Origin of the sequence: Rubrivivax gelatinosus (assembly GCF_016583785.1) — a bacterium.
Classification (GTDB): Bacteria; Pseudomonadota; Gammaproteobacteria; order Burkholderiales; family Burkholderiaceae_C; genus Rubrivivax; species Rubrivivax gelatinosus_B.
Window position 1 is genome coordinate 1 of record NZ_NRRU01000020.1, and the last position, 24817, is coordinate 24817.

A 24817-nucleotide genomic window follows, 5' to 3' on the forward strand; every position below is an offset into this window, starting at 1 on the left:
GGGCCGTCCTCGGGGATCTCGCGCCGGCGCTGGCGTTCCTGCTGGATCGCGCGCTGTGTCAAAACTCTGCCGCGGTCCCTCGCGGTAGAATCAAAAGCTTTGCCAAGTCCTTGATTGAAGGAGAATTTTTAGATGGCCATCGAACGCACCCTCTCGATCATCAAGCCTGACGCCGTCGCCAAGAACGTCATCGGCCAGATCTACGCCCGCTTCGAAGGCGCCGGTCTGAAGATCGCTGCCGCGCGTCTGGCGCAACTGTCGCGCGCCGAGGCCGAAGCCTTCTACGCCGTGCACAAGGCGCGTCCGTTCTTCAACGACCTCGTCAGCTTCATGATCTCGGGCCCGGTGATGATCCAGGTGCTCGAAGGCGAAGGTGCGATCGCCAAGAACCGCGAGCTGATGGGCGCGACCGACCCGAAGAAGGCCGACAAGGGCACGATCCGCGCCGACTTCGCCGACAGCATCGACGCCAACGCCGTGCACGGCTCCGACGCCCCGGAAACGGCGGCCGTCGAGGTCGCGTTCTTCTTCCCGGCGATGAGCGTCTACAGCCGCTGAGTCTGCGATGGCCGTCAATCTTCTCGATTTCGACCTCGAGGGGCTGGCGGCCTTCTGCGACAGCCTGGGCGAGAAGCGCTTCCGCGCCGTCCAGCTGTTCCGCTGGATCCATCAGAAGGGCGAGTCGGACTTCGACAAGATGTCCGATCTCGCCAAGTCGCTGCGCGGCAAGCTCGCCGGCGCGGCGCTCGTGCAGTCGCTGCCCGTGATCAGCGAGCACGTCTCGGCCGACGGCACGACCAAGTGGCTGTTCGACGTCGGCGGCGGCAACGCCGTCGAGACCGTCTACATCCCCGAGGACGACCGCGGCACGCTGTGCGTGTCCTCGCAGGCCGGCTGCGCCGTCGGCTGCCGCTTCTGCTCGACGGGGCACCAGGGCTTCAGCCGCAATCTGAGCACCGGCGAGATCATCGCCCAGCTGCGCTACGCCGAGCACCGCCTGCGCGGACCCGATGGCGAGCGGGTCGTGGACAACGTCGTGATGATGGGCATGGGCGAGCCGCTGCAGAACTACGCCGCCGTCGTGCCGGCGCTGCGTGTGATGCTCGACGACCACGGCTACGGCCTGTCGCGCCGCCGCGTGACGGTCTCGACCTCGGGCATGGTGGCGATGATCGACCGCCTGCGCGAAGACTGCCCGGTGGCGCTGGCGGTGTCGCTGCACGCGCCCAACGATGCGCTGCGCGACATGCTGGTGCCGATCAACCGCAAGGACGGCATAGACGCGCTGCTCGACGCCTGCGTGCGTTATGTCGAGGCCGCGCCGCGCGACTTCGTCACCTTCGAATACTGCATGCTCGACGGCGTCAACGACGCGCCCGAGCAAGCCGAGGAACTGGTGCAGCTGGTGCGCCGCCGGCGCGTGCCCTGCAAGTTCAACCTGATCCCGTTCAACCCCTTCCCCGAGTCGGGGCTCAAGCGTTCGCCGCGTGACCGCGTGACGGCCTTCGCCAAGCTGCTGCAGGACGCCGGCTTCGTGACCACGATCCGCAAGGTGCGCGGCGACGACATCGATGCCGCCTGCGGCCAGCTTGCCGGCGAGGTGCAGGATCGCACCCGGGCGCGCGAACGTTTGCTGGAGCGCCGGCGCACGATCCCGATCGCCGCGGCGGAGGGCGGACGGTGAGGCTGGCGACAGTTCTGCTCCTGCTGTTCAGCGCCGTCGTCGCCGCCTGTGTCGCCCAGCCGACCACAGTCGACGGCGGCCGCGAGATCCGCACCGCGTCCGACCAGACCGACGCCGACCGCCGCGCGCGTGTGCGCCTGGAGCTAGCCTCGGCCTACTTCACGCGCGGCCAGACGACGACCGCGCTCGACGAGGTCAAGCTGGCGCTGGCGGCGCGCCCCGACATGCCCGAGGCGCTGGGGCTGCGTGGCCTGATCTACGCCGCGCTCGGCGAGCCGGCGCTGGCCGAGGAGAGCTTCAAGCGCGCGCTCGCGCTCGCCCCGCGCGACGCCGACATGCGTCACAACTACGGCTGGTTCCTGTGCCAGGAGCGCCGTTACGTCGACGCCGACCGCGAGTTCGACGGCGCGCTGGCGCAGCCGCAGTACCGCGGCGCGGCCCGCACCCTGCTCGCCAAGGGGGTCTGCGACGCGCGCGAGAACCGCTGGGCCGAGGCCGAGGTGGCGCTGTTCCGCAGCTTCCAGCTCGACGCGTCCAGCCCGTCGACCGCCTACAACCTCGCCGACGTGCTCTACCGCCGCGGCGACCTGGAACGTGCGCGCTTCTACGTGCAGCGTGTCAATGCGGTCGCACCGCAGTCCAACGCCCAGTCGCTGTGGCTGGCCGCCCGCATCGAGCGGCGCCTCGGCAACCTGGTGTCCATGCGCGAGTTCGGCCGCCAGTTGCGCGACCGCTTCCCCCAATCCCCCGAAGCTGTCCTGTTCGAGCAAGGCCGGTTCGATGACTGATTCCGTGACTCCCCCGGCGCCCGAAGCCTCTGCCGGCGCGCTGCTGCGCGCCGCGCGCGAGAAGCAGGGCCTGCACATCGCGGCGCTGGCCGCGTCGATCAAGGTGCCTGTGGCCAAGCTCGAGGCGCTGGAGGCCGATCAGTATTCGCTGCTGCCCGACGCCGCCTTCACGCGTGCGCTGGCACATGCCGTCTGCCGCGCGCTCAAGACCGACCCGCAGCCGGTGCTCGCGCGGCTGCCGCTGACCGACACCTCGTCACTCGACCACGTCGTGGGCAACCTCAACGCGCCTTTCCGTGAGCGTTCGGGGCCCGACCTGCCGAGCGTGAACCTGGGCGCGGTCCGGCCGATGGCCTGGGCGGGCGGGGTGCTGCTCGTCGCCGCCGCGGTCGTCTACTTCCTGCCGGGCGATGTCTGGCAGCAGCGTCCCGCGGCCGAAGAGCCGGCGCAGGCCGTGGCGCCGGCGGCGTCAGAGGCCGCAGCATCCGAGCCCGCCGCGGTGGCCGAGGCCACGCCGGCGGCACCGGCGCTGGTGGCCGCCGCGCCGGCCTCGGCAGTGGCCGCGCAGCCGATGGTCGAGACGGTGCACGACGCGCCGGCGATCGAGCAGGCGGCGTCGGTGGGTGCGCCGGCGACGCTGGTGCAGTTGCGCGCCGACGAGCCGTCCTGGGTCGAGGTCTTCGACGGCAAGGGGCAGGTGCTGTTTTCGCGCCTGCTGCTGGCCGGGGAAACCGTCGGTGTCGACGGCCAGACACCGATACGCCTGAAAATCGGCAACGCGCCGGCGACGCGGCTCAGCTTCCGCGGCAAGCCGGTCGACCTGACGCCGCTGACGCGCAACGCCGTCGCCCGCGTCGAGCTGCAGTGAGCGCAGCAGTCATAGCAGTGAGGTTTCGATGAACGCTCCGCAAACGCCCGCCACCATTCCCTGTGCAGCGCCGTTGGCGCGCCGTTCGCGCCAGGCGCGTGCGGTCTGGGGCGACCGGGTCGTCACGATCGGCGGCGACGCACCGGTGCGCCTGCAGTCGATGACCAACACCGACACGACCGACGTCATCGGCACCGCCATCCAGGTGAAGGAACTGGCCCAGGCCGGCTCCGAGCTGGTGCGCATCACCGTCAACACGCCCGAGGCCGCCGAGGCCGTTCCGCACATCCGCGAGCAGCTCGACCGCATGGGCATCGACGTGCCGCTGGTCGGCGACTTCCACTACAACGGCCACCGCCTGCTCACCGAGTACCCGGCGATGGCCCAGGCGCTGTCCAAGTACCGCATCAACCCGGGCAACGTCGGCAAGGGCGACAAGCGCGACCGCCAGTTCGCGATGATGGTCGAGGCCGCCTGCCGCTGGGACAAGGTGGTGCGCATCGGCGTCAACTGGGGCAGCCTGGACCAGGAACTGCTCGCGGCCATGATGGACGAGAACGCACACCGCGCCCAGCCGCTGGACGGTAAGCAGGTGATGTACGAGGCCTTGGTGCAGTCGGCGCTGAGCTCGGCCACGGCCGCGCGCGAGCTCGGCCTGAACCCCGACCAGATCGTCATCAGTTGCAAGGTCAGCGGCGTGCAGGACTTGATCTCGGTCTACCGCGGCCTGGCGCTGCGCTGCGACTACGCGCTGCACCTGGGCCTGACCGAAGCCGGCATGGCGACCAAGGGCACGGTCGCGTCCAGCGTCGCGCTCGGCATCCTGCTGCAGGAGGGCATTGGCGACACGATCCGCGTCAGCCTGACGCCGCAGCCGGGCGAGGCGCGCACCCAGGAGGTCGTCGTCGCCGGCGAGATCCTGCAGTCGCTGGGCCTGCGCACCTTCAATCCCAGCGTCACCGCCTGCCCGGGCTGCGGCCGCACGACCAGCACCACCTTCCAGGAGCTGGCCAAGCAGATCGACGACTTCCTGCGTGCGCAGATGCCGGTGTGGAAGAGCCGCTACCCTGGCGTCGAGAACCTGAAGGTCGCGGTCATGGGCTGCATCGTCAACGGCCCCGGCGAGAGCAAACATGCCGACATCGGCATCAGCCTGCCCGGCAACGGCGAAGCGCCGGCGGCGCCGGTCTTCATCGACGGCGAGAAGGCGCTGACGCTGCGCGGCGAGGCAATAGCGCAGGAGTTCCACAAGATCGTCGAGGACTACATCGAGCGCCGCTTCGGCGCCGCCGCGACCGCGGCCTGATCCTCTTTCGGGCGGGCCGCCGGCCCGCCGCAGCAACCTGTTTCCCATGGCCGAGAAGATCGTTGCCGTCAAAGGCATGAACGACATCCTGCCGCCCGAGTCGGCGCGCTGGGAGTGGTTCGAAGACACCGTGCGCGCGCTGATGCGCCGCTACGCCTACCTGAACGTGCGCACGCCCATCGTCGAGCACACACCGCTGTTCGTGCGCGGGCTGGGCGAGGTGACCGACATCGTCGAGAAGGAGATGTACTCCTTCGAAGACAGCATGAACGGCGACCAGCTGTCCCTGCGCCCCGAGGGCACGGCCGGCGTCGTGCGCGCCATCGTCGAACATTCGGCGCTGTACGAGGGCGGCAAGCGGCTCTTCTACATCGGTCCGATGTTCCGCCACGAGAAGCCGCAGCGCGGGCGCTACCGCCAGTTCCACCAGGTCGGCGTCGAGGCGCTGGGCTTCGGTGGCCCGGACGTCGACGCCGAGGTCATCCTGATGTGCCGCGCGCTCTGGAAGGACCTGGGCCTGGGCGAGGTGCGGCTGGACATCAACAGCCTGGGCCAGCCCGAGGAGCGCAAGGCGCACCGCGCGGCGCTGATCGCCCACTTCGAGCAGCACGCCGAGCTGCTCGACGAAGACGCGCGCCGCCGCCTGCACAGCAACCCGCTGCGCATCCTCGACACCAAGAACCCGAACATGCAGGCCATGGTCGAGGCCGCGCCGCAGCTCATCGACTACCTCGGCGAAGCCTCGCTGAAGCACTTCGACGCGCTCAAAGCCATCCTCGACGCCGCCGGCCAGCCCTACCGCGTCAACCCGCGCCTGGTGCGCGGCATGGACTACTACAACCTGACCGTCTTCGAGTGGGTGACCGACAAGCTCGGCGCCCAGGGCACGATCTGCGGTGGCGGGCGCTACGACGGCCTCGTCGAGCTGATCGGCGGCAAGCCCGCGCCGGGCATCGGCTGGGGCATGGGCATCGAGCGTGTGCTCGACCTCGTGCAACAGTTGGGCGTGGCGCCGCCGGCACCGGTGCCCGACGCCTACGCCGTCGTGCCCGACGCCGCCGCGCTGCCGCAGGCGGTGCGTGTCGTCGAGGCGCTGCGCGGCGCCGGCGTCTCGGTGCAGCTGCACGCCGGTGGCGGCAGCATGAAGTCGCAGTTCAAGAAGGCCGACGCCAGCCAGGCGCGCTACGCGCTGATCTTCGGCGGCGACGAACTCGCCCGGGGCGAGGTCGCCGTCAAGCCGCTGCGCGACGCCGCCGCGGCCCAGTGCACGCGTACCATCGCCGACCCCGCCTCCTGGGCGAGCGAACTGCTCCCCGCATAATCGACCGTTTTTCGTCCGCATCACCGACATGGCCACACAACTCGACCTGCAGGAGCAGGAGCAGCTCGACGCCCTCAAGGCGTTCTGGAAGCGCTACGGCAACCTGGTCACCTGGGTGCTGATCGCCGCGCTGGCCGCGTATGCGGGCTGGAACGGCTGGAACTACTGGCAGCGTGGCCAGGCGCTGAAGGCGAGCGCGATGTACGACGAACTCGACCGCGCCGCGCTCGCCGGCGACGCCGACAAGAGCGGCCGCATCTTCGCCGACCTGAAGGAGCGCTACCCCGGCACCGCCTACGCGGAGCAGGGCGGGCTGGCAGCCGCCAAGGTCCAGTTCGAGAAGGGCCAGGTCGAAGCCGCCCAGGCGACGCTGACCTGGGTCGCCGAGAAGGCCGTCGAGGACGAATACCGCACGATCGCGCGTCTGCGCCTGGCGGCGCTGCTGGCTTCGGCCAAGCAGTTCGAGCCGGCGCTGGCCCAGCTCGACGGCGCCAAGGCTGCGGGTTTCGAGGCGCTGGTGGCCGACCGCCGCGGCGACGTGCTTGCCGCCGCCGGCCGCAGCGACGAGGCGCGCACCGCCTACGAAGCCGCGTACAAGGCGATGGACGACAAGATCGACTACAAGCGCCTGATCGAGGCTAAGCTCACCGCGCTCGGCGCCTCCCCGGCGCCGGCGGCCGCGGCTTCCGGAGCCGCATCGTGATGCGCCGCCTCACCCTCGTGCTGGCGGTCGCCGCCGGCGTGCTGGCAGGCTGCGGCTCGTCCAAGCCCAAGCCGATGGCGCTCGAGTCCTTCAAGCCGACGATCGCCGGCCGCGAGGTCTGGAGCGCGCGCCTGGACAGCGTCGAGTTCCCGCTCACGGTCGTCGTGCGCGACGGCAAGTTCCGCGTCGCCGGCAGCGACGGCTCGGTCGTCGTCTTCGACGCCCAGAGCGGCCAGGAGCTGTCGCGTGCCAAGGTTGCCGCCAAGCTTGCGGCCGGTGTCGGCAGCGACGGGCGCTTCGACGCCGTCGTCACCGTCGGCAACGAACTCGTCGTGCTCGAAGGCGCGCGTGAAGTCTGGCGCCAGCGCCTGTCCTCGCGTGTCGTGACCGCGCCGCTGGTGGCCGGCGAACGTGTCTTCGTGATGGGCGTGGACCGTGTCGTGCACGCTTTCGACGTGCTCGACGGCCGCCGCCTGTGGAAGCTGCAGCGCCCGAGCGACGCGCTGACGCTGTCGCAGGCTGGCATCGTCGTGCCGTTCAAGGACACGCTGGTCGTCGGCCAGGGGCCGCGTCTGACCGGGCTCGATCCGCTGCGCGGCTCGGTGCAGTGGGAAGTGGCAATGGCCGCACCGCGCGGCACCAACGAGGTCGAACGCCTGGCCGACCTGCTCGGGCCGCCGCTGCGCCTGGGCGACCGGATCTGCGCGCGCTCGTTCCAGTCGGCGGTCGCCTGCGCCGATGTGGCCAAGGGCACGCTGCTGTGGTCGCGCAACGTCGGCGGCACGCAGCCGATCGGCGGCAACGTGACTGCGATCTTCGGCGCCGACGGCACCGACCGCGTCGGTGCCTGGCGCACCGACACCGGCGAAGTGCTTTGGAGCAACGAAAAGATGCTCTACCGCGGCCTGAGCGCGCCGCTGGCCGTCGGCCCCAGCGTCGTCTTCGGCGACGCCGAAGGCTACGTTCACTTCCTGTCGGCTGCCACTGGCGAGGCCCAGCTGCGCCTGCCGACCGACGGCTCGCCGGTTGTCGCGGCGCCGGTGCTCTCGGGCACGACGATGCTTGTCGTCACCCGCAAGGGCGGGCTGCACGCCTTCCGGCCGAACTGAGGACTTCCATTTGAAACCCGTCATCGCGCTCGTCGGCCGGGCCAACGTCGGCAAGTCGACGCTGTTCAACCGGATCACGAAGAGCCGCGACGCCATCGTCGCCGACTTCGCCGGCCTCACGCGCGACCGCCACTACGGCGATGCGCGCCTGAACGGCCGCGAGTTCATCGTCGTCGACACCGGCGGCTTCGAGCCCGACAAACCCACCGGCGTCGTCGCCGAGATGGCCAAGCAGACGCGCCAGGCCGTCGCCGAAGCGGACGCCGTGATCTTCGTCGTCGACGTGCGCAACGGCCTCGCGGCGCAGGACCACGACATCGCGCGTTTCCTTCGCACCCAGCACAAGAAGGTGCTGCTGGCGGCGAACAAGGCCGAGGGCATGGTCGAGTCGCCGCTGCTGGCCGAGTTCCACGAGCTCGGCATCGGCGACCCGCATCCGATCTCGGCCGCGCACGGGCAGGGCATCCGCAGCCTGCTCGAAGCTGCGCTCGAGGACTTCCCCTTCGACGAGGACGCCGAGGAGGCAGAGCCCGATCCGGATGCTCCCATTCGCCTGGCCGTTGCCGGCCGCCCCAACGTCGGCAAGTCCACGCTGATCAACGCCTGGCTCGGCGAGGAGCGGCTGGTCGCCTTCGACCAGCCCGGAACGACGCGCGACGCGATCAGCGTGCCGCTGGAACGCGAGGGCCGTCGCTTCGAGCTGATCGACACCGCCGGCCTGCGGCGCAAGGGCAAGGTCTTCGAGGCGATCGAGAAGTTCTCGGTCGTCAAGACGCTGCAGGCCATCGCCGACGCCAACGTCGTCGTGCTGATGGTCGACGCGACCATCGGCGTCAGCGAGCAGGATGCGCACATCGCCGGCTACGTGCTCGAGTCCGGCCGCGCGGTGGTGCTGGCGCTCAACAAGTGGGACGCGACCGACGAGTACCAGCGCCAGCAGCTGCAGCGCTCGATCGAGAGCCGCCTGGCCTTCCTGAAGTTCGCGCCGCTGCTGCAGATCTCGGCCCGCAAGCGCACCGGCCTGAGCGCGCTCTGGAAGGCCATCCTGCAGGCGCACGCTTCGGCGACGGTGAAGATGCCGACGCCGGTGCTGACGCGCCTGCTGATCGACGCCGTGCAGCACCAGGCGCCGCGCCGCGACGGGCGCTTCCGGCCGAAGATGCGCTATGCCCACCAGGGCGGCATGAACCCGCCGCTGGTGGTGGTCCACGGCAATTCGCTGGAACACATCACCGACGCCTACAAACGTTTTCTGGAAGGGCGTTTCCGCGAGCACTTCAAACTCGTGGGGACACCGATGCGGATCGAGTTCCGCTCGGCGAAAAACCCCTTCGACGACCGCAGCCCCTGAGGCAATCTGCTTTTCCCGTCGGGGTTGCCCCTGTGTGATAACGTGGGCGACTCGACCTCTAACACGGAGCATATCGTGAGCAACAAAGGCCAACTTTTGCAGGACCCCTTCCTGAACCTGCTGCGCAAAGAGCACGTGCCGGTTTCGATCTACCTGGTCAACGGCATCAAGCTCCAAGGCCATATCGAATCCTTCGACCAGTACGTCGTCCTGCTGCGCAACACCGTCACCCAGATGGTTTACAAGCACGCGATCTCGACCGTCGTGCCCAGTCGCGCGGTCAACTTCCACCCGAACGAAACGCCCGAGCAGGCCTGAAGCCCGGCCCCCGGCCCGTCAACCCAGACCCGTCGCCCCACAAGCCTTGAGTTCCGCTTCACCGCAGACGTTGTCGCACGAGAGCGGCCCGACGCGCGCCGTGCTCGTCGGCGTCGATCTCGGTGCCGGCAGCCACTTCGACCCCAGCCTCGACGAGCTGGCGTTGCTGGCCGAATCGGCCGGCGACGTCGCCGTCGCGCGCGTGACCGCGCGCCGCAAGGCGCCGGATGCAGCGCTGTTCATAGGATCGGGCAAGGCCGACGAGGTCAAGGCGATGGTCGCCGCGACCCAGGCACACGGCGTCATCTTCGACCAGGCGCTGTCGCCGGCGCAGCAGCGCAACCTGGAGCAGCATCTGGGCGTGCCGGTCGCGGACCGCACCTCGCTGATCCTGGACATCTTCGCGGCCCGTGCGCAGAGCCACGAAGGCAAGCTGCAGGTCGAACTCGCGCGCCTGCAGTACATGGCGACGCGGCTGGTGCGGCGCTGGTCGCACCTGGAGCGCCAACGTGGCGGCATCGGCACGCGCGGCGGCCCGGGTGAAGCCCAGATCGAACTCGACCGGCGCATGATCGGCGACCGCATCAAGTCGGTGAAGGCGCGGCTGGAGAAGGTCAAGCTGCAGCGCGGCACGCAGCGCCGGGCGCGCGAGCGCCGGGGCACCTTCCGCGTCTCGCTCGTCGGCTATACCAACGCCGGCAAGTCGACGCTGTTCAACTCGCTCGTCAAGGCGCGCAGCTACGCCGCCGACCAGCTCTTCGCGACGCTGGACACGACCACGCGTTCGCTCTGGCTGGGCGAAGCCGAGATGTCGGTGTCGCTGTCGGACACGGTCGGCTTCATCCGCGACCTGCCGCACAAGCTGGTCGAGGCCTTCGAAGCGACGCTGCGCGAGGCCGCCGACGCCGACCTGCTGCTGCACGTCATCGACGCCGCCAGCCCGGCGCTGCCGGAGCAGCAGGCCGAGGTCGAGCGTGTGCTCGAGGAGATCGGCGCCGCGGGCGTGCGCCAGGTCCTGGTCTACAACAAGTGCGACCTGCTCGAGGAGTCCCGGCGTCCGCGCCAGGCACTCGACGAGGTCGAGGCCCATCCCGGCGTGCGCCGAGCGCGCGTCTTCGTCAGCGCGCGCGACGGGCAGGGGCTCGATGTCCTGCGCCAGGTCGTCGCCGACGCCGCGCGTGCCGCGCGCGAGGCGCAACTGATCATCACCGAATGAAGCACACACCACCGTTTCGAGTCTCGCGGCTGCGCGCTGCGCTGGCAGGCTGGGTCTTCAGCAACCGCAACGACGGCCCGCCCGACCTCGACGAACTCTGGCGCGATTTCAACCGCAAGCTGAGCGGCCTGTTCGGCGGCAAGGGCGCGGGCGGCGGCGGCAACCGCAACGACGGCGGCGGCTCCGGCGGCCCGTCGTTCCAGCCCGACATGAAGAGTGCCGGCATCGGCATCGGCCTGATCTCGGCCGTCGTCGTGCTGGTCTGGCTGGGCAGCGGCTTTTTCATCGTCCAGGAAGGCCAGCAGGCGGTCGTCACCACCTTCGGCAAGTACAGCCACACGGCGGACGCCGGCTTCCAGTGGCGCTTCCCGTACCCGATCCAGGCGCACGAGACGGTGTCGGTGACGCAGCTGCGTTCGGTCGAGGTCGGCCGCAGCACCGTCGTCCAGGCCACCGGGCTGCGCGACTCGTCGATGCTGACGCAGGACGAGAACATCATCGACATCCGCTTCACCGTGCAGTACCGGTTGAGCGACGCGCGCCAGTACCTGTTCGAGAACCGCAACCCCGACGAGGCCGTGGTCCAGGCCGCGGAATCGGCGGTGCGCGAGATCGTCGGCCGCAGCAGTGTCGACTCGGTGCTCTACGAGCAGCGCGACGCGCTCGCTGCCGACCTCGTGAAATCGGTGCAGAACCAGCTCGATCGCCTGCGTGCCGGCATCATCGTCGCCAACGTCAACGTCCAGAACGTCCTGGTGCCCGATGCGGTTCTGGCCGCGTTCAACGACGCCGTCAAGGCCGGTGCCGACCGCGACCGCTTCAAGAACGAAGGCCAGGCCTACGCCAGCGACGTGATCCCGAAGGCACGCGGCAACGCCTCGCGCCTGGCCGAGGAGGCCGAGGGCTACCGCGCACGCGTCATCGCCCAGGCCGAGGGTGACGCCCAGCGCTTCCGCTCGGTGCTGGCCGAGTACCAGAAGGCACCGGCGGTCACGCGCGACCGCATGTACATCGACGCGATGCAGCAGATCTATTCCAACGTCAGCAAGGTGATGGTCGACTCGCGCAGCGGGTCCAACCTGCTGTATCTGCCGCTGGACAAGCTGATCCAGCAAACCGGCCCTGCCGCCGCGCCCCAGGCGCCGGTGGCGGTGCCGACGCCGGCGAGCACGCCCGACCCGCTGGGCGGCAGCTCCGACATCCGGTCCCGCGACGCCGCGCGCGCCCGCGACCGCGAAGGCCGCTGACCCAGGAGCACGCGCCCCATGAATCGAATCGGTATTTTTGTCGCTGGCGTGCTGGTCGCGCTGATGCTCGCTGCCTCGACGCTGTTCGTCGTCGACCAGCGCCAGGTGGCCGTGGTCTACGCCCTCGGCGAGATCAAGGAAGTCGTCACCGAACCCGGCCTGAAGTTCAAGATGCCGCCGCCGTTCCAGAACGTCGTCTTCCTGGACAAGCGGGTGCAGACGCTGGACAGCCCGGAGACGCGGCCTATCTTCACCGCCGAGAAGAAGAGCCTGGTCATCGACTGGCTGGTCAAGTGGCGCATCACCGAGCCGCGCCAGTTCATCCGCAACAACGGCACCGACATCCGCAACCTCGAGTCGCGGCTGGCGCCGGTGGTGCAGGCCGCGTTCAACGAGGAGATCACCAAGCGCACCGTGCGCGGCGTGCTCGCGACCGAACGCGAACGCGTGATGAACGACGTCAAGAGCCGCCTCTCCGACGAGGCCAAGGGCTTCGGCATCGAGATCGTCGACGTGCGCATCAAGCGCGTGGACTTCGTTGCCGACATCACCGACTCGGTCTACCGCCGCATGGAGTCCGAGCGCAAGCAGGTCGCCAACGAACTGCGTTCGCAGGGCGCCGCCGAGGGCGAGAAGATCCGCGCCGACGCCGACCGCCAGCGCGAGATCATCCTCGCCGAGGCCTATCGCGACGCCCAGAAGATCAAGGGCGAGGGCGACGCCAAGGCGTCCGCGCTCTACGCCGAGGCCTTCGGCCGCGACGCGCAGTTCGCGCGCTTCTACCGTAGCCTGGAGGCCTACCGCGCCTCGTTCCGCTCCAAGAGCGACGTGATGGTGCTCGACCCGAACAGCGAGTTCTTCCGCGCGATGCGCGGCGGCGACGCGCCGGCCGCGGCGGCAGGCAAGGGCCGCTGACGCCCCTGGGCCCGGGCCGTGTCCGATGCCTTGTGGGGTGCGCTGGCGCTGGTGCTGGTGTTCGAGGGGCTGCTGCCCTTCGCCAGCCCGGCCAGTTGGCGCCGCATGTTCGAGCAGATGACGCGGCTGCAGGACGGGCAGATCCGCTTCTTCGGCCTGGCCTGCATTTCTTTGGGACTGCTGCTGCTCGCGCTTTGGTGAAGCAGCCGCCCTGCGCCGCGGTCGCCGATCGGCGACCCGGCCGCCGGTGCCCCGTACAATCCCCTTTTTAAGCGCTCCAGGCCTTTCGAATGTTGTCAGCTTGGCTCCTGCCCGAGCATTTCGCCGACGTCCTGCCCGCCGACGCCCGACGCATCGAGGAACTCCGGCGCCGCCTGCTGGACCGGGCCCGCGGCTACGGTTTCGAGCTCGTGATGCCGCCGCTGCTCGAGCACCTCGAGTCGCTGCTGTCGGGCACCGGGCGTGAACTCGACCTGAAGACCTTCAAACTCGTCGACCAACTGAGCGGCCGCACGCTCGGCCTGCGCGCCGACACCACGCCGCAGGCCGCGCGCATCGACGCCCACCTGCTCAACCGCGAAGGCGTGACCCGGCTGTGTTACTGCGGCCCGGTGCTGCACACCCGGCCTTCGGGCCTGAACGCGACGCGCGAGCCGCTGCAGTTCGGCGCCGAGATCTTCGGCCACGCCGGTCTGGAAGCCGACCTCGAGGTCACCGAACTCGCGCTCGACTGCCTGCATGCGGCGCGCCTGGACGCGCTGACGATAGACCTGGCCGACGCGCGCATCCTGCGCGGCGTGCTCGCCGGCGCGCCGGTGGACGCCGCGCGGCTGCAGGACGTCGTCGCCGCGCTGTCCGAGAAGGACGCGCCGGCGCTGGAGACGCTGGCCGCCGTGCTGCCCGACGAGACGCGCCGCGGCCTGCGTGCGCTGCTGCGCCTGTACGGCGGCGACGAGGTGCTGGCCGCGGCGCGCACCGGGCTGCCGCAGCGCCCGCTGGTCACGGCCGCGATCGAGCAGCTCGAGTGGACGGCGCGCCATCTGCGTGCCGCCTTCCCGCGGCTGGCGATCGGCTTCGACCTGTCGGACATGAGCGGCTACGCCTACTACAGCGGGCTGCGCTTCGCCGTCTATGGCAGCGGCAGCGCCGACGCACTCGCACGTGGCGGCCGCTACGACGAGGTCGGTGCCGTCTTTGGCCGCAACCGGCCGGCCGTCGGCTTCAGCCTGGATCTGAAGGCGCTGTCCGAACTGGCGCCGGCCGTCGCCGCCGGCCGCGCGATCCGCGCACCCTGGGGCGACGACGCTGAGCTGCGCGCCGCGGTGCGCAGTCTGCGCGCAGCCGGCGAGACCGTCATCGCCGCGCTGCCTGGCCACGAGGTCGAGACCCAGGCTTTCGAATGCGACCGCGAGCTCGTGCTGCTGGACGGCAGCTGGCAGCTTCGCGCCTGCTGAACCTTCCGAAGGAAACACCATGCAAACAGGCATCCTCCCGACCGCGGGACGCAACGTCGTGGTCGTCGGCACCCAATGGGGTGACGAGGGCAAGGGCAAGATCGTCGACTGGATGACCGACCACGCCCAGGGCGTCGTGCGCTTCCAGGGCGGCCACAACGCCGGCCACACGCTGGTCATCGCCGGGCGCAAGACGGCGCTGCAGCTGATCCCGTCGGGCATCATGCGCGAGGGCGTCAAGTGCTACATCGGCAACGGCGTCGTCGTCGACCCGCAGCATCTGATCGGCGAGATCGAGCGTCTGGAGGCGCTGGGCCTGGAGGTGCGTTCGCGCCTGTTCATCAGCGAGTCCTGCCCGCTGATCCTGCCCTTCCACGTCGCGCTCGACCGCGCGCGCGAAGCGCAGCGCGAGAACGTCGGCAGCGGCAAGATCGGCACCACCTGCAAGGGCATCGGCCCGGCCTACGAGGACAAGGTCGCACGCCGCGCGCTGCGCGTGCAGGACCTGAAGCACCCCGAGCGCCTCGAAGCCAAGCTGCGCGTGTTGCTCGACCTGCACAACGCCGAACTGACCGGCGTGCTCGGCGCCCCGGCGCTGGAGCTGCAGCCCATCCTCGACGCCACGCTGCTTGCCGCCGAGCAACTGCGCCCGATGATGGCCGACGTCGGCTACCTGCTGTTCAACGCCCATGCCAAGGGCGCCAACCTGCTGTTCGAAGGCGCGCAGGGCACGCTGCTGGACATCGACCACGGCACCTACCCCTACGTCACCTCGAGCAACTGCGTCGCCGGCAACGCCGCCGCCGGCTCGGGCCTGGGCCCGGGGCTGCTGCACTACGTGCTCGGCATCACCAAGGCCTACACGACGCGCGTCGGCAGCGGCCCGTTCCCGACCGAGCTCGACATCGACACCGCCGGCACCGTCGGCCACCACCTGTCGACCGTCGGCCAGGAGCGCGGCACCGTCACCGGCCGTGCGCGCCGCTGCGGCTGGCTCGACGCCGCCGCGCTCAAGCGCTCGATCATCATCAACGGCGTCTCGGGCCTGTGCATCACCAAGCTCGACGTGCTCGACGGCCTGCCCGAGATCCAGATCTGCACCGGCTACCGGCTCGATGGCCGCACGCTGGACGTGCTGCCGCTGGACGCCGACGAGATCGTCGCCTGCCAGCCGATCTACGAGACGATGCCCGGCTGGAGTGAAACGACGGCCGGGCTGACGAACTGGGAACAACTCCCGCTCGCCGCGCGTCGATATCTCGAGCGTGTGCAGACGCTGATCGGCGCGCCGATCGACATGGTTTCCACCGGCCCCGATCGGGTCCACACCATCCTGCTGCGGCATCCGTTCCGCGCCTGAATCCACGATTGCGACAAGGAGAATCCATGCTCACCGACGACGGCAAGCACCTCTATGTTTCCTGGGACGAGTTTCACCTGCTGATCGAGCGCCTGGCGCTCAAGGTGCATGCCTCTGGTTGGGAGTTCGACCAGATCCTGTGTCTGGCGCGCGGCGGCATGCGCCCCGGCGACGTCCTCTCGCGGGTATTCGACAAGCCGCTGGCGATCATGTCGACGAGTTCCTACCGCTCCGACGCCGGCACCATCCAGGGCCGCCTGGATATGGCCAAGTACATCACCATGCCCAAGGGCGAACTCGCCGGCCGGGTGCTGCTGGTCGATGATCTCGCCGATACCGGCGTGACGCTGCGCGCCGTCGTCGACCGCCTGCGCGGCATGCCGTCGATATCCGAACTGCGCGCTGCGGTGCTGTGGGTGAAGGGCGTCTCGAGCTACGTCCCCGACTACTACTGCGAAATGCTGCCGACCAGCCCCTGGATCCACCAGCCGTTCGAGGAGTACGACAACCTGCGCCCCGACGGTCTCGCGAAGAAATTCGCCGTTTGACCGCCCATGAAAAAGGCCAGCATGTTGCTGGCCTTTTTTATTTTTCGCCCCCTGAAAAGACTAACGGGGTTTCGAAGACAATCTTCGAAACCCCGCAGTTTGTTTGGTGCCCAGAAGAGGACTCGAACCTCCACGCCGTTAAGCGCTAGTACCTGAAACTAGTGCGTCTACCAATTCCGCCATCTGGGCGTCTCAGGGAAGAAAGAACTATAGCATCGGAATATGGACTCTGCAAGCCCCCCCGCAAATTTTTCTGCTGCCGGACTGTTGGCCGAGGTCGAAGGCCGTGTCGAAGGACACCGTGACGGCCATGGTTTCGTCGTGCCCGACGTCGGTGACACCTGGATCTATCTGTCGCCTCAGGAGATGCGCTCGGTACTGCACCGCGACCGCGTGCGTGTGCGCATCGTGCGTTTCGATCGCAAGGGCCGGCCCGAAGGGCGCGTGCTCGACATACTCGAGCGGCGCAAGACGCCGATCATCGGCCGGCTGCTGCACGAAGGCGGCCAATGGGTCGTCGCACCCGAGGACCGGCGCTACGGCCACGACATCCTGATACCCAAGAACGCCACCGCCAGCGCGGCGGTGGGGCAGGTGGTCTCGGTCGAACTGACCGAGCCGCCGTCGCTGCACTCGCAGCCGGTGGGCCGCGTCGCCGAGGTGCTGGGCGAGATCGACGACCCCGGCATGGAGATCGAGATCGCGGTGCGCAAGTACGAGGTGCCGCACCGCTTCACGCCCGAGACCCTGGCCCAGGCCGCGGCGCTGCCCGAGAAGCTGCGCGCCGCCGACCGCAAGCACCGCGTCGACCTGAGCGACGTGCCGCTGGTCACGATCGACGGCGAGGATGCACGCGACTTCGACGACGCCGTCTACTGCGAGCCCTTCAAACGCGGCCGCGGCAAGACCGCGGTCGAGGGCTGGCGGCTCATCGTCGCCATCGCCGACGTCAGCCACTACGTCAAACCCGGCGAGGCGCTGGACGAGGACGCCTACGAACGCGCGACCTCGGTCTACTTCCCGCGCCGCGTGATCCCGATGCTGCCGGAGAAGCTGTCCAACGGCCTGTGCTCGCTGAACCCCGAGCAGGAGCGGCTGGCGATGGTCTGCGACATGGTGATCGCGGCCGACGGCGCGCTCGACGCCTACCAGTTCTATCCGGCGGTGATCTGCTCGCAGGCGCGGCTGACCTACAACGAGGTCGCCGCGGTGCTGCAGAACACGCGCGGCCCCGAGGCCCAGCGCCGCGCCGAACTGGTGCCGCACCTGGTGCACCTGCACGAGGCCTACCGCGCGCTGCTCAAGCAGCGCGGCCTGCGCGGCGCGATCGACTTCGACACCGTCGAGACCCAGATCGTCTGCGACGAGAACGGCCGCATCGAGAAGATCGTGCCGCGCGTGCGCAACGACGCCCACCGGCTGATCGAGGAGGCGATGCTCGCGGCCAACGTCTGCGCCGCCGACTTCATCGCCCAGGCCGGCCACCCGTCGCTGTACCGCGTGCACGAAGGCCCGACGCCCGAGAAGCGCCAGGCGTTGCAGGCCTACCTGAAGGCCCTCGGCCTGGGCCTGCACCTGAGCGAGGAGCCCAAGCCCGCCGAGATGCAGGCGATCTCGCAGGCGGTGCAGGGTCGGCCCGACGCGCAGCAGATCCAGACCATGCTGCTGCGCTCGATGCAGCAGGCCATCTACACCGCCAGCAACGCCGGCCACTTCGGCCTGGCCTACGGCGCCTACACCCACTTCACGAGCCCGATCCGGCGCTACCCGGATCTGCTGGTGCACCGCGTCATCAAGGCGCTGCTCGGCCAGCGCCACTACCACCTGGTGCCCAGCGCGAAGACGCGCGTGCCCGAGGTGCGCCGCGGCGCCCGGGGCGCCAAGGCGGTGGTCAAGCCGGCCAAGCCGATGACGCAGGAGATGGAGTCCTGGGAAGCCGCCGGCGCCCACTGCAGCGCCAACGAACGCCGCGCCGACGAAGCCTCGCGCGACGTCGAGGCCTGGCTCAAGTGCCGCTACATGCGCGAGCACCTGGGCGAGGAGTACCCGGGCACCGTCAGCGCGGTCACGGCCTTCGGCCTGTTCGTGACGCTGGACCCGCTCTACGTCGAAGGCCTGGTGCACATCACCGAGCTCGGCGGCGAGTACTTCCGCTTCGACGAGACGCGCCAGGAGCTGCGCGGCGAACGCACCGGCGTGCGCTACGCGATCGGCACCCGGGTGCAGGTGCAGGTCAGCCGCGTCGATCTGGACGGCCGCCGCATCGACTTCCGCATGGTGCGCGAGGGCGAGGGCGAACGCCTGCTGTCGCGTGGCCGTTCGCAGGCCGAGCGCGCCGGTGCCGACAAACCGGGATCGGCGAGCGAGGAGCTGGCGGCAGTGCGTGCAGCCGACCGCGCCGCCAAGGCCGCCACCAAGGCGCGCAAGACGGCGACGGTGCCGCGCAAGGGCGGCGCCCGCAAGACGGCGCCCAAGCCGCGCACGCGGCGCTGAGGCCGGCCGCGGCCGGCCTCAGGCCGCGGCGTGCAGCGCGTCGATCAGCGCACTCGCGAGCAGCGGGTGTGTCGCGCCGCACGCCAGCGCCAGGTCGGCCGCGCGCCCGTGCTGCCAGACGGCGTCCACCGCGACCGGGTGCGCCTCGCGCCCCGGCATCCAGCCGCCGGCCATCCAGCCGGCGAGCACGTCGCCGGTGCCGGCGCTGGCCAGCAGCGCGTTGCCGGTCGGGTTCAGTGACGGTTTCGCGCCCGGCGCGGCGACGATGCTGCCCGAGCCTTTGAGCACGACGACCGCGGCAAAACGTGCGGCCAGCCGCTCGGCCGCCGCGATGCGGTCGGACTGGACTTCGGCGGCGCCGGTGCCGAGCAGGCGTGCTGCTTCCAGCGGGTGCGGCGTGAGGATGGTCTGCTGGCCGCGGCCGGCGCGCCCGGCGAGCAGCCGTTGCAGCGAGGGGTCGGAGGCGACCGCGTTCAGCGCGTCGGCGTCCAGCAGCAGGCGTACGGCGTGCGCCAGCAGCGGCGGCAGCGCCGCCCGCACCGCGCCACCGCCGCCGCAGCCGCAGACCACCGTCGCCGCCGCGAGTTCGGCGGGCGGCGAACGCCACCAGGTGCCGCGTCCCATCAGCTCGGGGTGGGCCGGGTCCAGCAACGCCGCCGCCGGGTCCAGCGGGCTGCAGTAGACGCGGCCCGCGCCGGCGGCGAGTGCGGCGCGCGCCGCGAGCCAGGCGGCGCCACCCATGCCGGGTGCGCCGCCGACGACGACGACGTCGCCGAAGCTGCCTTTGTGCTGGACGTGGGCGCGCGGCCGCGGCTCGGGTGCAGGCGCGAGACGGGCGCTTTCGGCCCCGGCCTCGACGCCGAGGGTGTCGAGCCAGACGCTGCCGGCGAGGTCGCGCCCGGCGCCGGTGAACAGGCCGGGTTTGAGCGTCAGCAGCGACAGCGTGGCCGTCGCCCGCACGCAGGCGGCTCCCAGCGGCTGGCCGGTGTCGGGGTGCAGCCCGGTGGGCAGGTCGACCGCGAGCACCGGGCCGCCGCGGGCGGCGGCCCAGGCGATCGCCTCAGCGATGCGGCCTTCGGGCGCGCGTGTCGTGCCCAGGCCGAGCAGGGCGTCGACGACGAGATCGGCAGGGGCCTCGTCCAGGCGGTCGGTGATCGGGACGCCGGCCGCGCGCGCCGCCTGCAGCGCATCGGCGGCGTCGGCCGGCAGCCGCTGTTCGTCGCCGAGCAGCACGACGCGCAGCGCCTTGCCGGCGGCGTGCAGGTGACGAGCTGCGACCAGGCCGTCGCCGCCGTTGTTGCCGGGGCCGGCCAGCACGGCGATCGTGCGCGCGTGCGGCGCCAGCGCGAGCGCGAGACGGGCGACGCCGAGGCCGGCGCGCTGCATCAGCGCGTGTGGCGGCGTCACCGCCAGGGCCGCAGCTTCGGCGGCGCGCGAGGCGGCGCTGGTGTGCAGCGGCCAGCCGCGTTCGGGGGTGACGGGAACCGGGCTCATGCGCCGATTCTCCGTCCGCCCCGGGGTCAGCGCAGGCGCTCGATGCCGAGTGCCGTCATGTCCAGCGGCGCGGCGCGGCCGGCCACCTGTTCGGCCAGCACCCGGGCCGAGCCGCAGGCCAGGGTCCAGCCGGCGGCGCCGTGGCCGAGGTTGAGCCAGACGCCGGCGGCGCCGCTGGCTCCCAGCACCGGTGGCCCGTCGGGCAGCGCCGGGCGTGCGCCCTTCCAGCGCTGTGCCTGCGTCGGCACGAAGGCGCCCGGGAACCAGTCTTCCAGCACGCGGTAGAGCGTGCGCAGCGCGCGTTCGTCGTAGTGCTCGGCCGAGCCGCCGATCTCGCTGCAGCCGGCGACGCGCACGCGCTGGCCCAGCCGCGTCACCGCGACGCGGTACTTCTCGTCGAAGACCGCCGAACGCGGGCCGAGATCCGGATAACCCTCAAGCTGGCGCAAGGGTGCCGTCACCGCGTAGCCCCAGACCGGCGCCAGCGGCAGGTGCAGCTTCAAGGCGCGCAGCAGATGGGTCGCCGCGCCGCTGCACAGCACGACGGCGTCGAAGGCGTGTTCGCTGCCGCCGGCGACGACCACCGGCCGCGTGCCGGGCACGACAGCCTGGACCTCGGTGCCGAAGCGGAAGTCGGTGCCGCGCAGCACGGCCTCGGTCTTGAGCTGCTGCGCGAACTGGCGACAGTTGCCGACGCCGTCGTGCGGCAGGTGCACGGCGGCGCGCAGTGCGGTCTCGGGGTTGAGCCCTGGCTCGACCTGGCGTGCGCGCGCGGCATCGAGCAGCTCGAAAGGCACGCCGAGTTCGGCCAGCAGCTTGAGCCCCTGGCGTGCGCGCGCGAGTTCGCGGTCGCTGCGCAGCAGCACCGTGTAGCCGCGGCTGTGCTCGTAGTCCAGCCGCAGCACCTGCGTCAGCATCGTCAGCCGCTCCTGGCTCAGCCGCGCCAGGCGCAGCATCGCCGCACGGTTGGTCGCGTGCACCGCCGGGCGGCAGGCGCGCCACCAGCGCCACAACCACGGGATCTGGCCCCAGACGCCCAGCCGGTCCAGCGTCAGTGCGCCTTCGCGGCTGAACAGCTGGCCGAGCAGCTTCAGCGGCATGCCGGGTGCGGCCGAGGGCATCAGCGAACCGGGTGCCAGCACGCCGGCGTTGGCGAAGCTGGTTTCGGCCGCGACGCTGCCGCGGCGCTCGAAGACGACGACCTCGTGCCCGTCGGCGGCGAGTTCGAACGCGGTGCTGACGCCGACGATGCCGGCGCCGATGACGGCGACCCGCATCGTCAAACCTCCCGCGCGGCCAGCGCGCGCTCGATCTCGAGCGCGGCGCCGAGCACGCTGTCGTCGGCCAAGGCCGGTGCCCAGAGCATCAGCCCGACCGGCAGCGTGCCCTCGCGCTGGCAGGGCAGCGACAGCGCGCAGCCGTCGAGAAAGTTGACGACCGCCGGGTTGCGCAGCACGAGGCCGTTGGTGGCGAAGAACTGCGTGTCGTCGGCCACCAGCGGTGCCAGCGGCGGCGCGACGATGGGTACCGTCGGCGAGAGCGCGGCGTCGAAGCCGGCGAGCGCCGCCGTGACGCGGGCGATCCAGTCGCGGCGGGCACGCTGCAGATCCAGGTAGTCGGCCGCGGCCATCGTCTCGCCGCGGCGGATGCGCGCCGCGACACGCGGGTCGTAGCGCTTGCCGCGGTCGGCGAGCAGGCGGCGGTGCCAGGCCCAGGACTCGGCCGCCGGGAAACCGCCGGCGGCGTTCAAGACCGCCAGTTCGGCCAGTTCGGGCAGTGCGATCTCGACGATGCGGGCACCACCGGCAGCCAGCGTTGCCAGCGCGGTCTCGAAGGCGCGGGCGACGGTGTCGTCCAGGCTGTCGAGCATCAGCGTGCGCGGCAGCGCCAGGCGCAGGCCGGCCAGCGGGCGCGGGGCCGGGCGCACCTCGCGTGCGGCGAGGATGCCGTGCACCAGAACCGCGTCGGCGACCGAGCGTGTGATCGCGCAGGCCGTGTCCAGCGTGGGCGACAGCGGTATGCAGCCATCCAGCGGCACCAGCGCCTGCGTGCTCTTGAAGCCGACCAGGCCCTGGAAGGCGGCCGGGATGCGGATCGAGCCGCCGGTGTCGGAGCCCAGCGCGGCCCAGGCGGCGCCGGTGGCAACGCTGACGGCGCCGCCCGAGGTCGAGCCGCCCGGCACGCGCGGCGTGCTGTCGAGCGCGGCCGTGACCGGGTTGGCCGGCGTGCCGTGATGCGGGTTCAGCCCCAGGCCGGAGAACGCGAACTCGGACAGGTTGGTGTGGCCGACGAGCGCCGCGCCGGCGGCGCGCAGCCGGGCCACCGCGGGGCAGTCCGCCGTGGCCGGCTCGGCGTCGGTGAGGGCCGCGGACGCCGCGGTCGTCGGCTGGCCGGCGACCTCGAACAAGTCCTTCACCGAGACCGCCAGCCCGGCCAGCGGCGGCAGCGGGGCGCCGCCGGCGCGCTGCAGGTCGACCGCGGCGGCGGCGGCGCGCGCCGTCGCGTCGAAGCGGCGCACGAAGGCGCCGCGGCAGGCTTCGGAGCCAGCGGCGGCGAACGATTCCTCGAGCATCGAGGCGGCGCTCGATGCGCCGGACACGATGCGGTTCCGGGCGTCGCCCAGATCGGGGGCGCCGCGGCGTGCTAAACTCATTGGGTTTGTCTCAGACAGGGTGCAGGCAGATTGCCTTGATGCCCGATTTGTTCGAGGCAAACACATCCGCGAACCCGGGCACCTGAGGTGTCGCTGACGGAACGACGCGAGATGCTCAACATTGAGCGACTCCGTCACTTTCGGCAACGATCAAGCGCCGGGATTCTAGATCCAACCTTCGGAGTCTCCATGACTGTCTCCATGCGTGAAATGCTGGAAGCCGGTGTCCATTTCGGGCACCAAACGCGCTTCTGGAACCCCAAGATGGCCCCGTACATCTACGGCCATCGCAACAAGATCCACATCATCAACCTCGAGAAGACGCAGCCGCTCTTCGAGGACGCGATGAAGTTCGTGCGCCAGCTGTCGGCCCGCCGCGGCACGATCCTGATGATCGGCACCAAGCGCCAGGCCCGCGACGTCGTCGCGCTGGAAGCCCAGCGCTGCGGCATGCCCTACGTCGACCAGCGCTGGCTGGGCGGCATGCTGACCAACTTCAAGACGGTCAAGGGCTCGCTGAAGAAGCTCAAGGACATGCAGACGACCAAGGACGCCGGCACCGAGCTGATGATCAAGAAAGAAGCGCTGCTGTTCGATCGCGAGCTGGTCAAGCTCGAGAAGGACATCGGCGGCATCCAGGACATGAACGCGCTGCCTGACGCGATGTTCGTTATCGACGTCGGCTACCACAAGATCGCCGTCGCCGAAGCCAAGAAGCTCGGCATCCCGGTGATCGGCATCGTCGACACCAACCACTCGCCGGTGGGCATCGACTACGTCATCCCCGGCAACGACGACTCGGCCAAGGCCGTCGCGCTGTACGCGCGCGCCGTCGCCGACGCGGTGCTCGAAGGCAAGGCCAGCGCGACCAACGAGGTCGTGCAAGCCGCTGCCGGCGCCGACGAGTTCGTCGAGGTCCGCGAAGAGGCCTGATCCGCGCGGGGCCGCCTGCGGCCCCGCCCCGAATCCGTGAGTCCGCCGCCGGCGCTTCGCGCCACGGCGGTTTCCTGCCATCCGAATGGAGTAGAGAGATGCCCGCAATCACCGCCAGCATGGTTGCCGAACTGCGCGCCAAGACCGACGCGCCGATGATGGAGTGCAAGAAGGCGCTCACCGAGGCCGACGGCGACAGCGCCCGCGCCGAGGAGATCCTGCGCGTCAAGCTCGGCAACAAGGCCGGCAAGGCCGCCAGCCGCGTCACCGCCGAAGGCGTGGTGGCCGCTGCCGTCGAAGGCGCCACCGGTGCGCTCGTCGAAATCAACTGCGAGACCGACTTCGTTTCGAAGAACGACTCGTTCCTGGCCTTCGCCAAGGCCACGGCCCAGCTCGTCGCCGAGAAGAACCCGGCCGACGTCGCCGCGCTCGGCGCGCTGGCCTACGAGCAGGACGGCTTCGGCCCGACGCTCGAGGACGTGCGCAAGGGCCTGATCGGCAAGATCGGCGAGAACATGTCGATCCGCCGCTTCAAGCGCTACGCCGGCGGCGGCCAGCTCGCCAGCTACCTGCACGGCACGCGCATCGGCGTCGTCGTCGAGTTCGAAGGTGACGCCGTCGCCGCCAAGGACGTCGCGATGCACGTCGCCGCGATGAAGCCCAAGGCGCTGGCCGCCAGCGAAGTCCCGGCCGACCTGGTCGAGGCCGAGCGCCGCATCGCCGCCGAAAAGGCGGCCGAGGACGCCGCCGCCGCGACCGCCGCCGGCAAGCCGGTGCAGTCGCCGGAGATCGTCGCCAAGCGCGTCGAGGGTTCGGTGCAGAAGTTCCTGAAGGAGGTCTCGCTGCTGAACCAGGCCTTCGTCAAGAACGACAAGCAGACCGTCGAGCAGATGCTCAAGGCCGCCGGCACCACGGTCAAGGGTTTCACCCTGTACGTGGTCGGCGAGGGCATCGAGAAGAAGGTCGACGACTTCGCTGCCGAAGTGGCCGCCCAGGTGGCCGCCGCCAAGGGCCAATAAGCTAGGCCCGTCAAATATGGGGGCCTCGTGCCCCCTT

At 70.4% G+C, this 24817-nt stretch carries 23 protein-coding genes and 1 tRNA gene; 20 read left to right on the top strand and 4 right to left on the bottom strand.

The window, feature by feature from the left end; all coding sequences use genetic code 11:
• Positions 1–132: 132 nt before the first annotated feature.
• From ndk to CKO43_RS07205, 17 genes are all read left to right on the top strand, one after another.
• Positions 133–558, top strand: a complete 426-nt coding sequence (ndk, locus tag CKO43_RS07125; RefSeq protein WP_200228629.1) for a nucleoside-diphosphate kinase — start codon at positions 133–135, stop codon at positions 556–558.
• Positions 559–565: 7 nt separating this feature from the next.
• Positions 566–1684 (top strand): 23S rRNA (adenine(2503)-C(2))-methyltransferase RlmN, encoded by a 1119-nt coding sequence (rlmN, locus tag CKO43_RS07130; RefSeq protein ID WP_200228630.1) that lies wholly within the window; start codon positions 566–568, stop codon positions 1682–1684.
• Entirely contained in the window at positions 1681–2472 is a 792-nt protein-coding gene (pilW, locus tag CKO43_RS07135) for a type IV pilus biogenesis/stability protein PilW (RefSeq protein ID WP_200228631.1), read from the top strand. Before rlmN ends, pilW begins: the two co-directional genes overlap by 4 nt.
• The gene (locus CKO43_RS07140) at positions 2465–3340 is read left to right on the top strand and encodes a helix-turn-helix domain-containing protein (RefSeq protein WP_200228632.1); all 876 of its coding nucleotides are present in this window, start codon (positions 2465–2467) and stop codon (positions 3338–3340) included. Before pilW ends, CKO43_RS07140 begins: the two co-directional genes overlap by 8 nt.
• A gap of 28 nt (positions 3341–3368) precedes the next feature.
• On the top strand, positions 3369–4646 hold the full coding sequence (gene ispG, locus CKO43_RS07145) for a flavodoxin-dependent (E)-4-hydroxy-3-methylbut-2-enyl-diphosphate synthase (protein WP_200228633.1): 1278 nt from the start codon (positions 3369–3371) through the stop codon (positions 4644–4646).
• Positions 4647–4692: 46 nt separating this feature from the next.
• Entirely contained in the window at positions 4693–5967 is a 1275-nt protein-coding gene (hisS, locus tag CKO43_RS07150) for a histidine--tRNA ligase (protein ID WP_200378262.1), read from the top strand.
• 28 nt (positions 5968–5995) lie between these two features.
• The gene (locus tag CKO43_RS07155; RefSeq protein ID WP_200378263.1) at positions 5996–6670 is read left to right on the top strand and encodes a YfgM family protein; all 675 of its coding nucleotides are present in this window, start codon (positions 5996–5998) and stop codon (positions 6668–6670) included.
• Positions 6670–7779 carry an outer membrane protein assembly factor BamB gene (gene bamB, locus CKO43_RS07160; protein ID WP_200228637.1) on the top strand — a complete coding sequence of 370 codons (1110 nt, stop codon included), beginning with the start codon at positions 6670–6672 and terminating at the stop codon, positions 7777–7779. The genes CKO43_RS07155 and bamB overlap by 1 nt, the downstream gene beginning before the upstream one ends.
• A gap of 10 nt (positions 7780–7789) precedes the next feature.
• On the top strand, positions 7790–9130 hold the full coding sequence (der, locus tag CKO43_RS07165) for a ribosome biogenesis GTPase Der (protein WP_200228639.1): 1341 nt from the start codon (positions 7790–7792) through the stop codon (positions 9128–9130).
• 75 nt (positions 9131–9205) lie between these two features.
• Complete coding sequence (hfq, locus tag CKO43_RS07170) at positions 9206–9448, top strand: RNA chaperone Hfq (protein ID WP_200228641.1); 243 nt, start codon at positions 9206–9208, stop codon at positions 9446–9448.
• Between the two features lie 46 nt (positions 9449–9494).
• Positions 9495–10664, top strand: coding sequence for a GTPase HflX (gene hflX, locus CKO43_RS07175; RefSeq protein ID WP_200378264.1), 1170 nt, complete (start codon positions 9495–9497; stop codon positions 10662–10664).
• Positions 10661–11911: an FtsH protease activity modulator HflK gene (gene hflK / locus CKO43_RS07180; RefSeq protein ID WP_200228645.1), complete on the top strand. Its 1251-nt coding sequence runs from the start codon at positions 10661–10663 to the stop codon at positions 11909–11911. Before hflX ends, hflK begins: the two co-directional genes overlap by 4 nt.
• An 18-nt stretch (positions 11912–11929) precedes the next feature.
• Complete coding sequence (gene hflC, locus CKO43_RS07185; protein WP_200228647.1) at positions 11930–12826, top strand: protease modulator HflC; 897 nt, start codon at positions 11930–11932, stop codon at positions 12824–12826.
• A gap of 18 nt (positions 12827–12844) precedes the next feature.
• A complete protein-coding gene (locus CKO43_RS07190; RefSeq protein WP_200228649.1) occupies positions 12845–13027 on the top strand; it encodes a DUF2065 family protein in 183 nt (60 codons plus the stop codon).
• Between the two features lie 92 nt (positions 13028–13119).
• Positions 13120–14280, top strand: coding sequence for an ATP phosphoribosyltransferase regulatory subunit (locus CKO43_RS07195; RefSeq protein ID WP_200378280.1), 1161 nt, complete (start codon positions 13120–13122; stop codon positions 14278–14280).
• A 19-nt stretch (positions 14281–14299) separates the two neighbouring features.
• On the top strand, positions 14300–15640 hold the full coding sequence (locus CKO43_RS07200) for an adenylosuccinate synthase (RefSeq protein WP_200378265.1): 1341 nt from the start codon (positions 14300–14302) through the stop codon (positions 15638–15640).
• A 26-nt stretch (positions 15641–15666) separates the two neighbouring features.
• Positions 15667–16188, top strand: a complete 522-nt coding sequence (locus CKO43_RS07205) for a phosphoribosyltransferase (RefSeq protein ID WP_200228653.1) — start codon at positions 15667–15669, stop codon at positions 16186–16188.
• Between the two features lie 104 nt (positions 16189–16292).
• On the opposite strand, the gene CKO43_RS07210 is transcribed toward CKO43_RS07205, so the two are convergent.
• A tRNA-Leu gene (locus CKO43_RS07210) sits at positions 16293–16377 on the bottom strand.
• Between the two features lie 78 nt (positions 16378–16455).
• Here CKO43_RS07210 and rnr point away from each other — a divergent pair.
• The gene (gene rnr / locus CKO43_RS07215) at positions 16456–18681 is read left to right on the top strand and encodes a ribonuclease R (protein ID WP_430699145.1); all 2226 of its coding nucleotides are present in this window, start codon (positions 16456–16458) and stop codon (positions 18679–18681) included.
• Positions 18682–18699: 18 nt separating this feature from the next.
• Here rnr and CKO43_RS07220 read toward each other — a convergent pair whose 3' ends face one another.
• From CKO43_RS07220 to CKO43_RS07230, 3 genes are read right to left on the bottom strand one after another with little or no spacing between them, the layout of a single operon-like run.
• Entirely contained in the window at positions 18700–20175 is a 1476-nt protein-coding gene (locus CKO43_RS07220; RefSeq protein ID WP_200378266.1) for an NAD(P)H-hydrate dehydratase, read from the bottom strand.
• Positions 20176–20201: 26 nt separating this feature from the next.
• Positions 20202–21452 carry an FAD-dependent oxidoreductase gene (locus CKO43_RS07225; protein WP_200378267.1) on the bottom strand — a complete coding sequence of 417 codons (1251 nt, stop codon included), beginning with the start codon at positions 21450–21452 and terminating at the stop codon, positions 20202–20204.
• 2 nt (positions 21453–21454) lie between these two features.
• Positions 21455–22828 (bottom strand): amidase, encoded by a 1374-nt coding sequence (locus tag CKO43_RS07230; protein WP_200378268.1) that lies wholly within the window; start codon positions 22826–22828, stop codon positions 21455–21457.
• A gap of 189 nt (positions 22829–23017) precedes the next feature.
• Here CKO43_RS07230 and rpsB point away from each other — a divergent pair, with 189 nt between their 5' ends.
• Both rpsB and tsf read left to right on the top strand, forming a co-directional pair.
• Positions 23018–23761 (top strand): 30S ribosomal protein S2, encoded by a 744-nt coding sequence (gene rpsB / locus CKO43_RS07235; protein ID WP_200228663.1) that lies wholly within the window; start codon positions 23018–23020, stop codon positions 23759–23761.
• 98 nt (positions 23762–23859) lie between these two features.
• Positions 23860–24780: a translation elongation factor Ts gene (gene tsf / locus CKO43_RS07240; protein WP_200228665.1), complete on the top strand. Its 921-nt coding sequence runs from the start codon at positions 23860–23862 to the stop codon at positions 24778–24780.
• Positions 24781–24817 lie beyond the last annotated feature (37 nt).

What these genes read in the sequence shown, in the direction of transcription:
- hflC (WP_200228647.1), top strand. Translation starts at nt 11,930, where the DNA reads ATGAATCGAATCGGTATTTTTGTCGCTGGCGTGCTGGTCGCGCTGATG.
- CKO43_RS07140 (WP_200228632.1), top strand. Translation starts at nt 2,465, where the DNA reads ATGACTGATTCCGTGACTCCCCCGGCGCCCGAAGCCTCTGCCGGCGCG.
- tsf (WP_200228665.1), top strand. Translation starts at nt 23,860, where the DNA reads ATGCCCGCAATCACCGCCAGCATGGTTGCCGAACTGCGCGCCAAGACC.
- rlmN (WP_200228630.1), top strand. Translation starts at nt 566, where the DNA reads ATGGCCGTCAATCTTCTCGATTTCGACCTCGAGGGGCTGGCGGCCTTC.
- ispG (WP_200228633.1), top strand. Translation starts at nt 3,369, where the DNA reads ATGAACGCTCCGCAAACGCCCGCCACCATTCCCTGTGCAGCGCCGTTG.
- CKO43_RS07225 (WP_200378267.1), bottom strand. Translation starts at nt 21,452, where the DNA reads ATGCGGGTCGCCGTCATCGGCGCCGGCATCGTCGGCGTCAGCACCGCG.
- CKO43_RS07230 (WP_200378268.1), bottom strand. Translation starts at nt 22,828, where the DNA reads ATGAGTTTAGCACGCCGCGGCGCCCCCGATCTGGGCGACGCCCGGAAC.
- hflK (WP_200228645.1), top strand. Translation starts at nt 10,661, where the DNA reads ATGAAGCACACACCACCGTTTCGAGTCTCGCGGCTGCGCGCTGCGCTG.
- ndk (WP_200228629.1), top strand. Translation starts at nt 133, where the DNA reads ATGGCCATCGAACGCACCCTCTCGATCATCAAGCCTGACGCCGTCGCC.
- CKO43_RS07200 (WP_200378265.1), top strand. Translation starts at nt 14,300, where the DNA reads ATGCAAACAGGCATCCTCCCGACCGCGGGACGCAACGTCGTGGTCGTC.
- hisS (WP_200378262.1), top strand. Translation starts at nt 4,693, where the DNA reads ATGGCCGAGAAGATCGTTGCCGTCAAAGGCATGAACGACATCCTGCCG.
- rpsB (WP_200228663.1), top strand. Translation starts at nt 23,018, where the DNA reads ATGACTGTCTCCATGCGTGAAATGCTGGAAGCCGGTGTCCATTTCGGG.
- bamB (WP_200228637.1), top strand. Translation starts at nt 6,670, where the DNA reads ATGCGCCGCCTCACCCTCGTGCTGGCGGTCGCCGCCGGCGTGCTGGCA.
- CKO43_RS07155 (WP_200378263.1), top strand. Translation starts at nt 5,996, where the DNA reads ATGGCCACACAACTCGACCTGCAGGAGCAGGAGCAGCTCGACGCCCTC.
- CKO43_RS07205 (WP_200228653.1), top strand. Translation starts at nt 15,667, where the DNA reads ATGCTCACCGACGACGGCAAGCACCTCTATGTTTCCTGGGACGAGTTT.
- CKO43_RS07220 (WP_200378266.1), bottom strand. Translation starts at nt 20,175, where the DNA reads ATGAGCCCGGTTCCCGTCACCCCCGAACGCGGCTGGCCGCTGCACACC.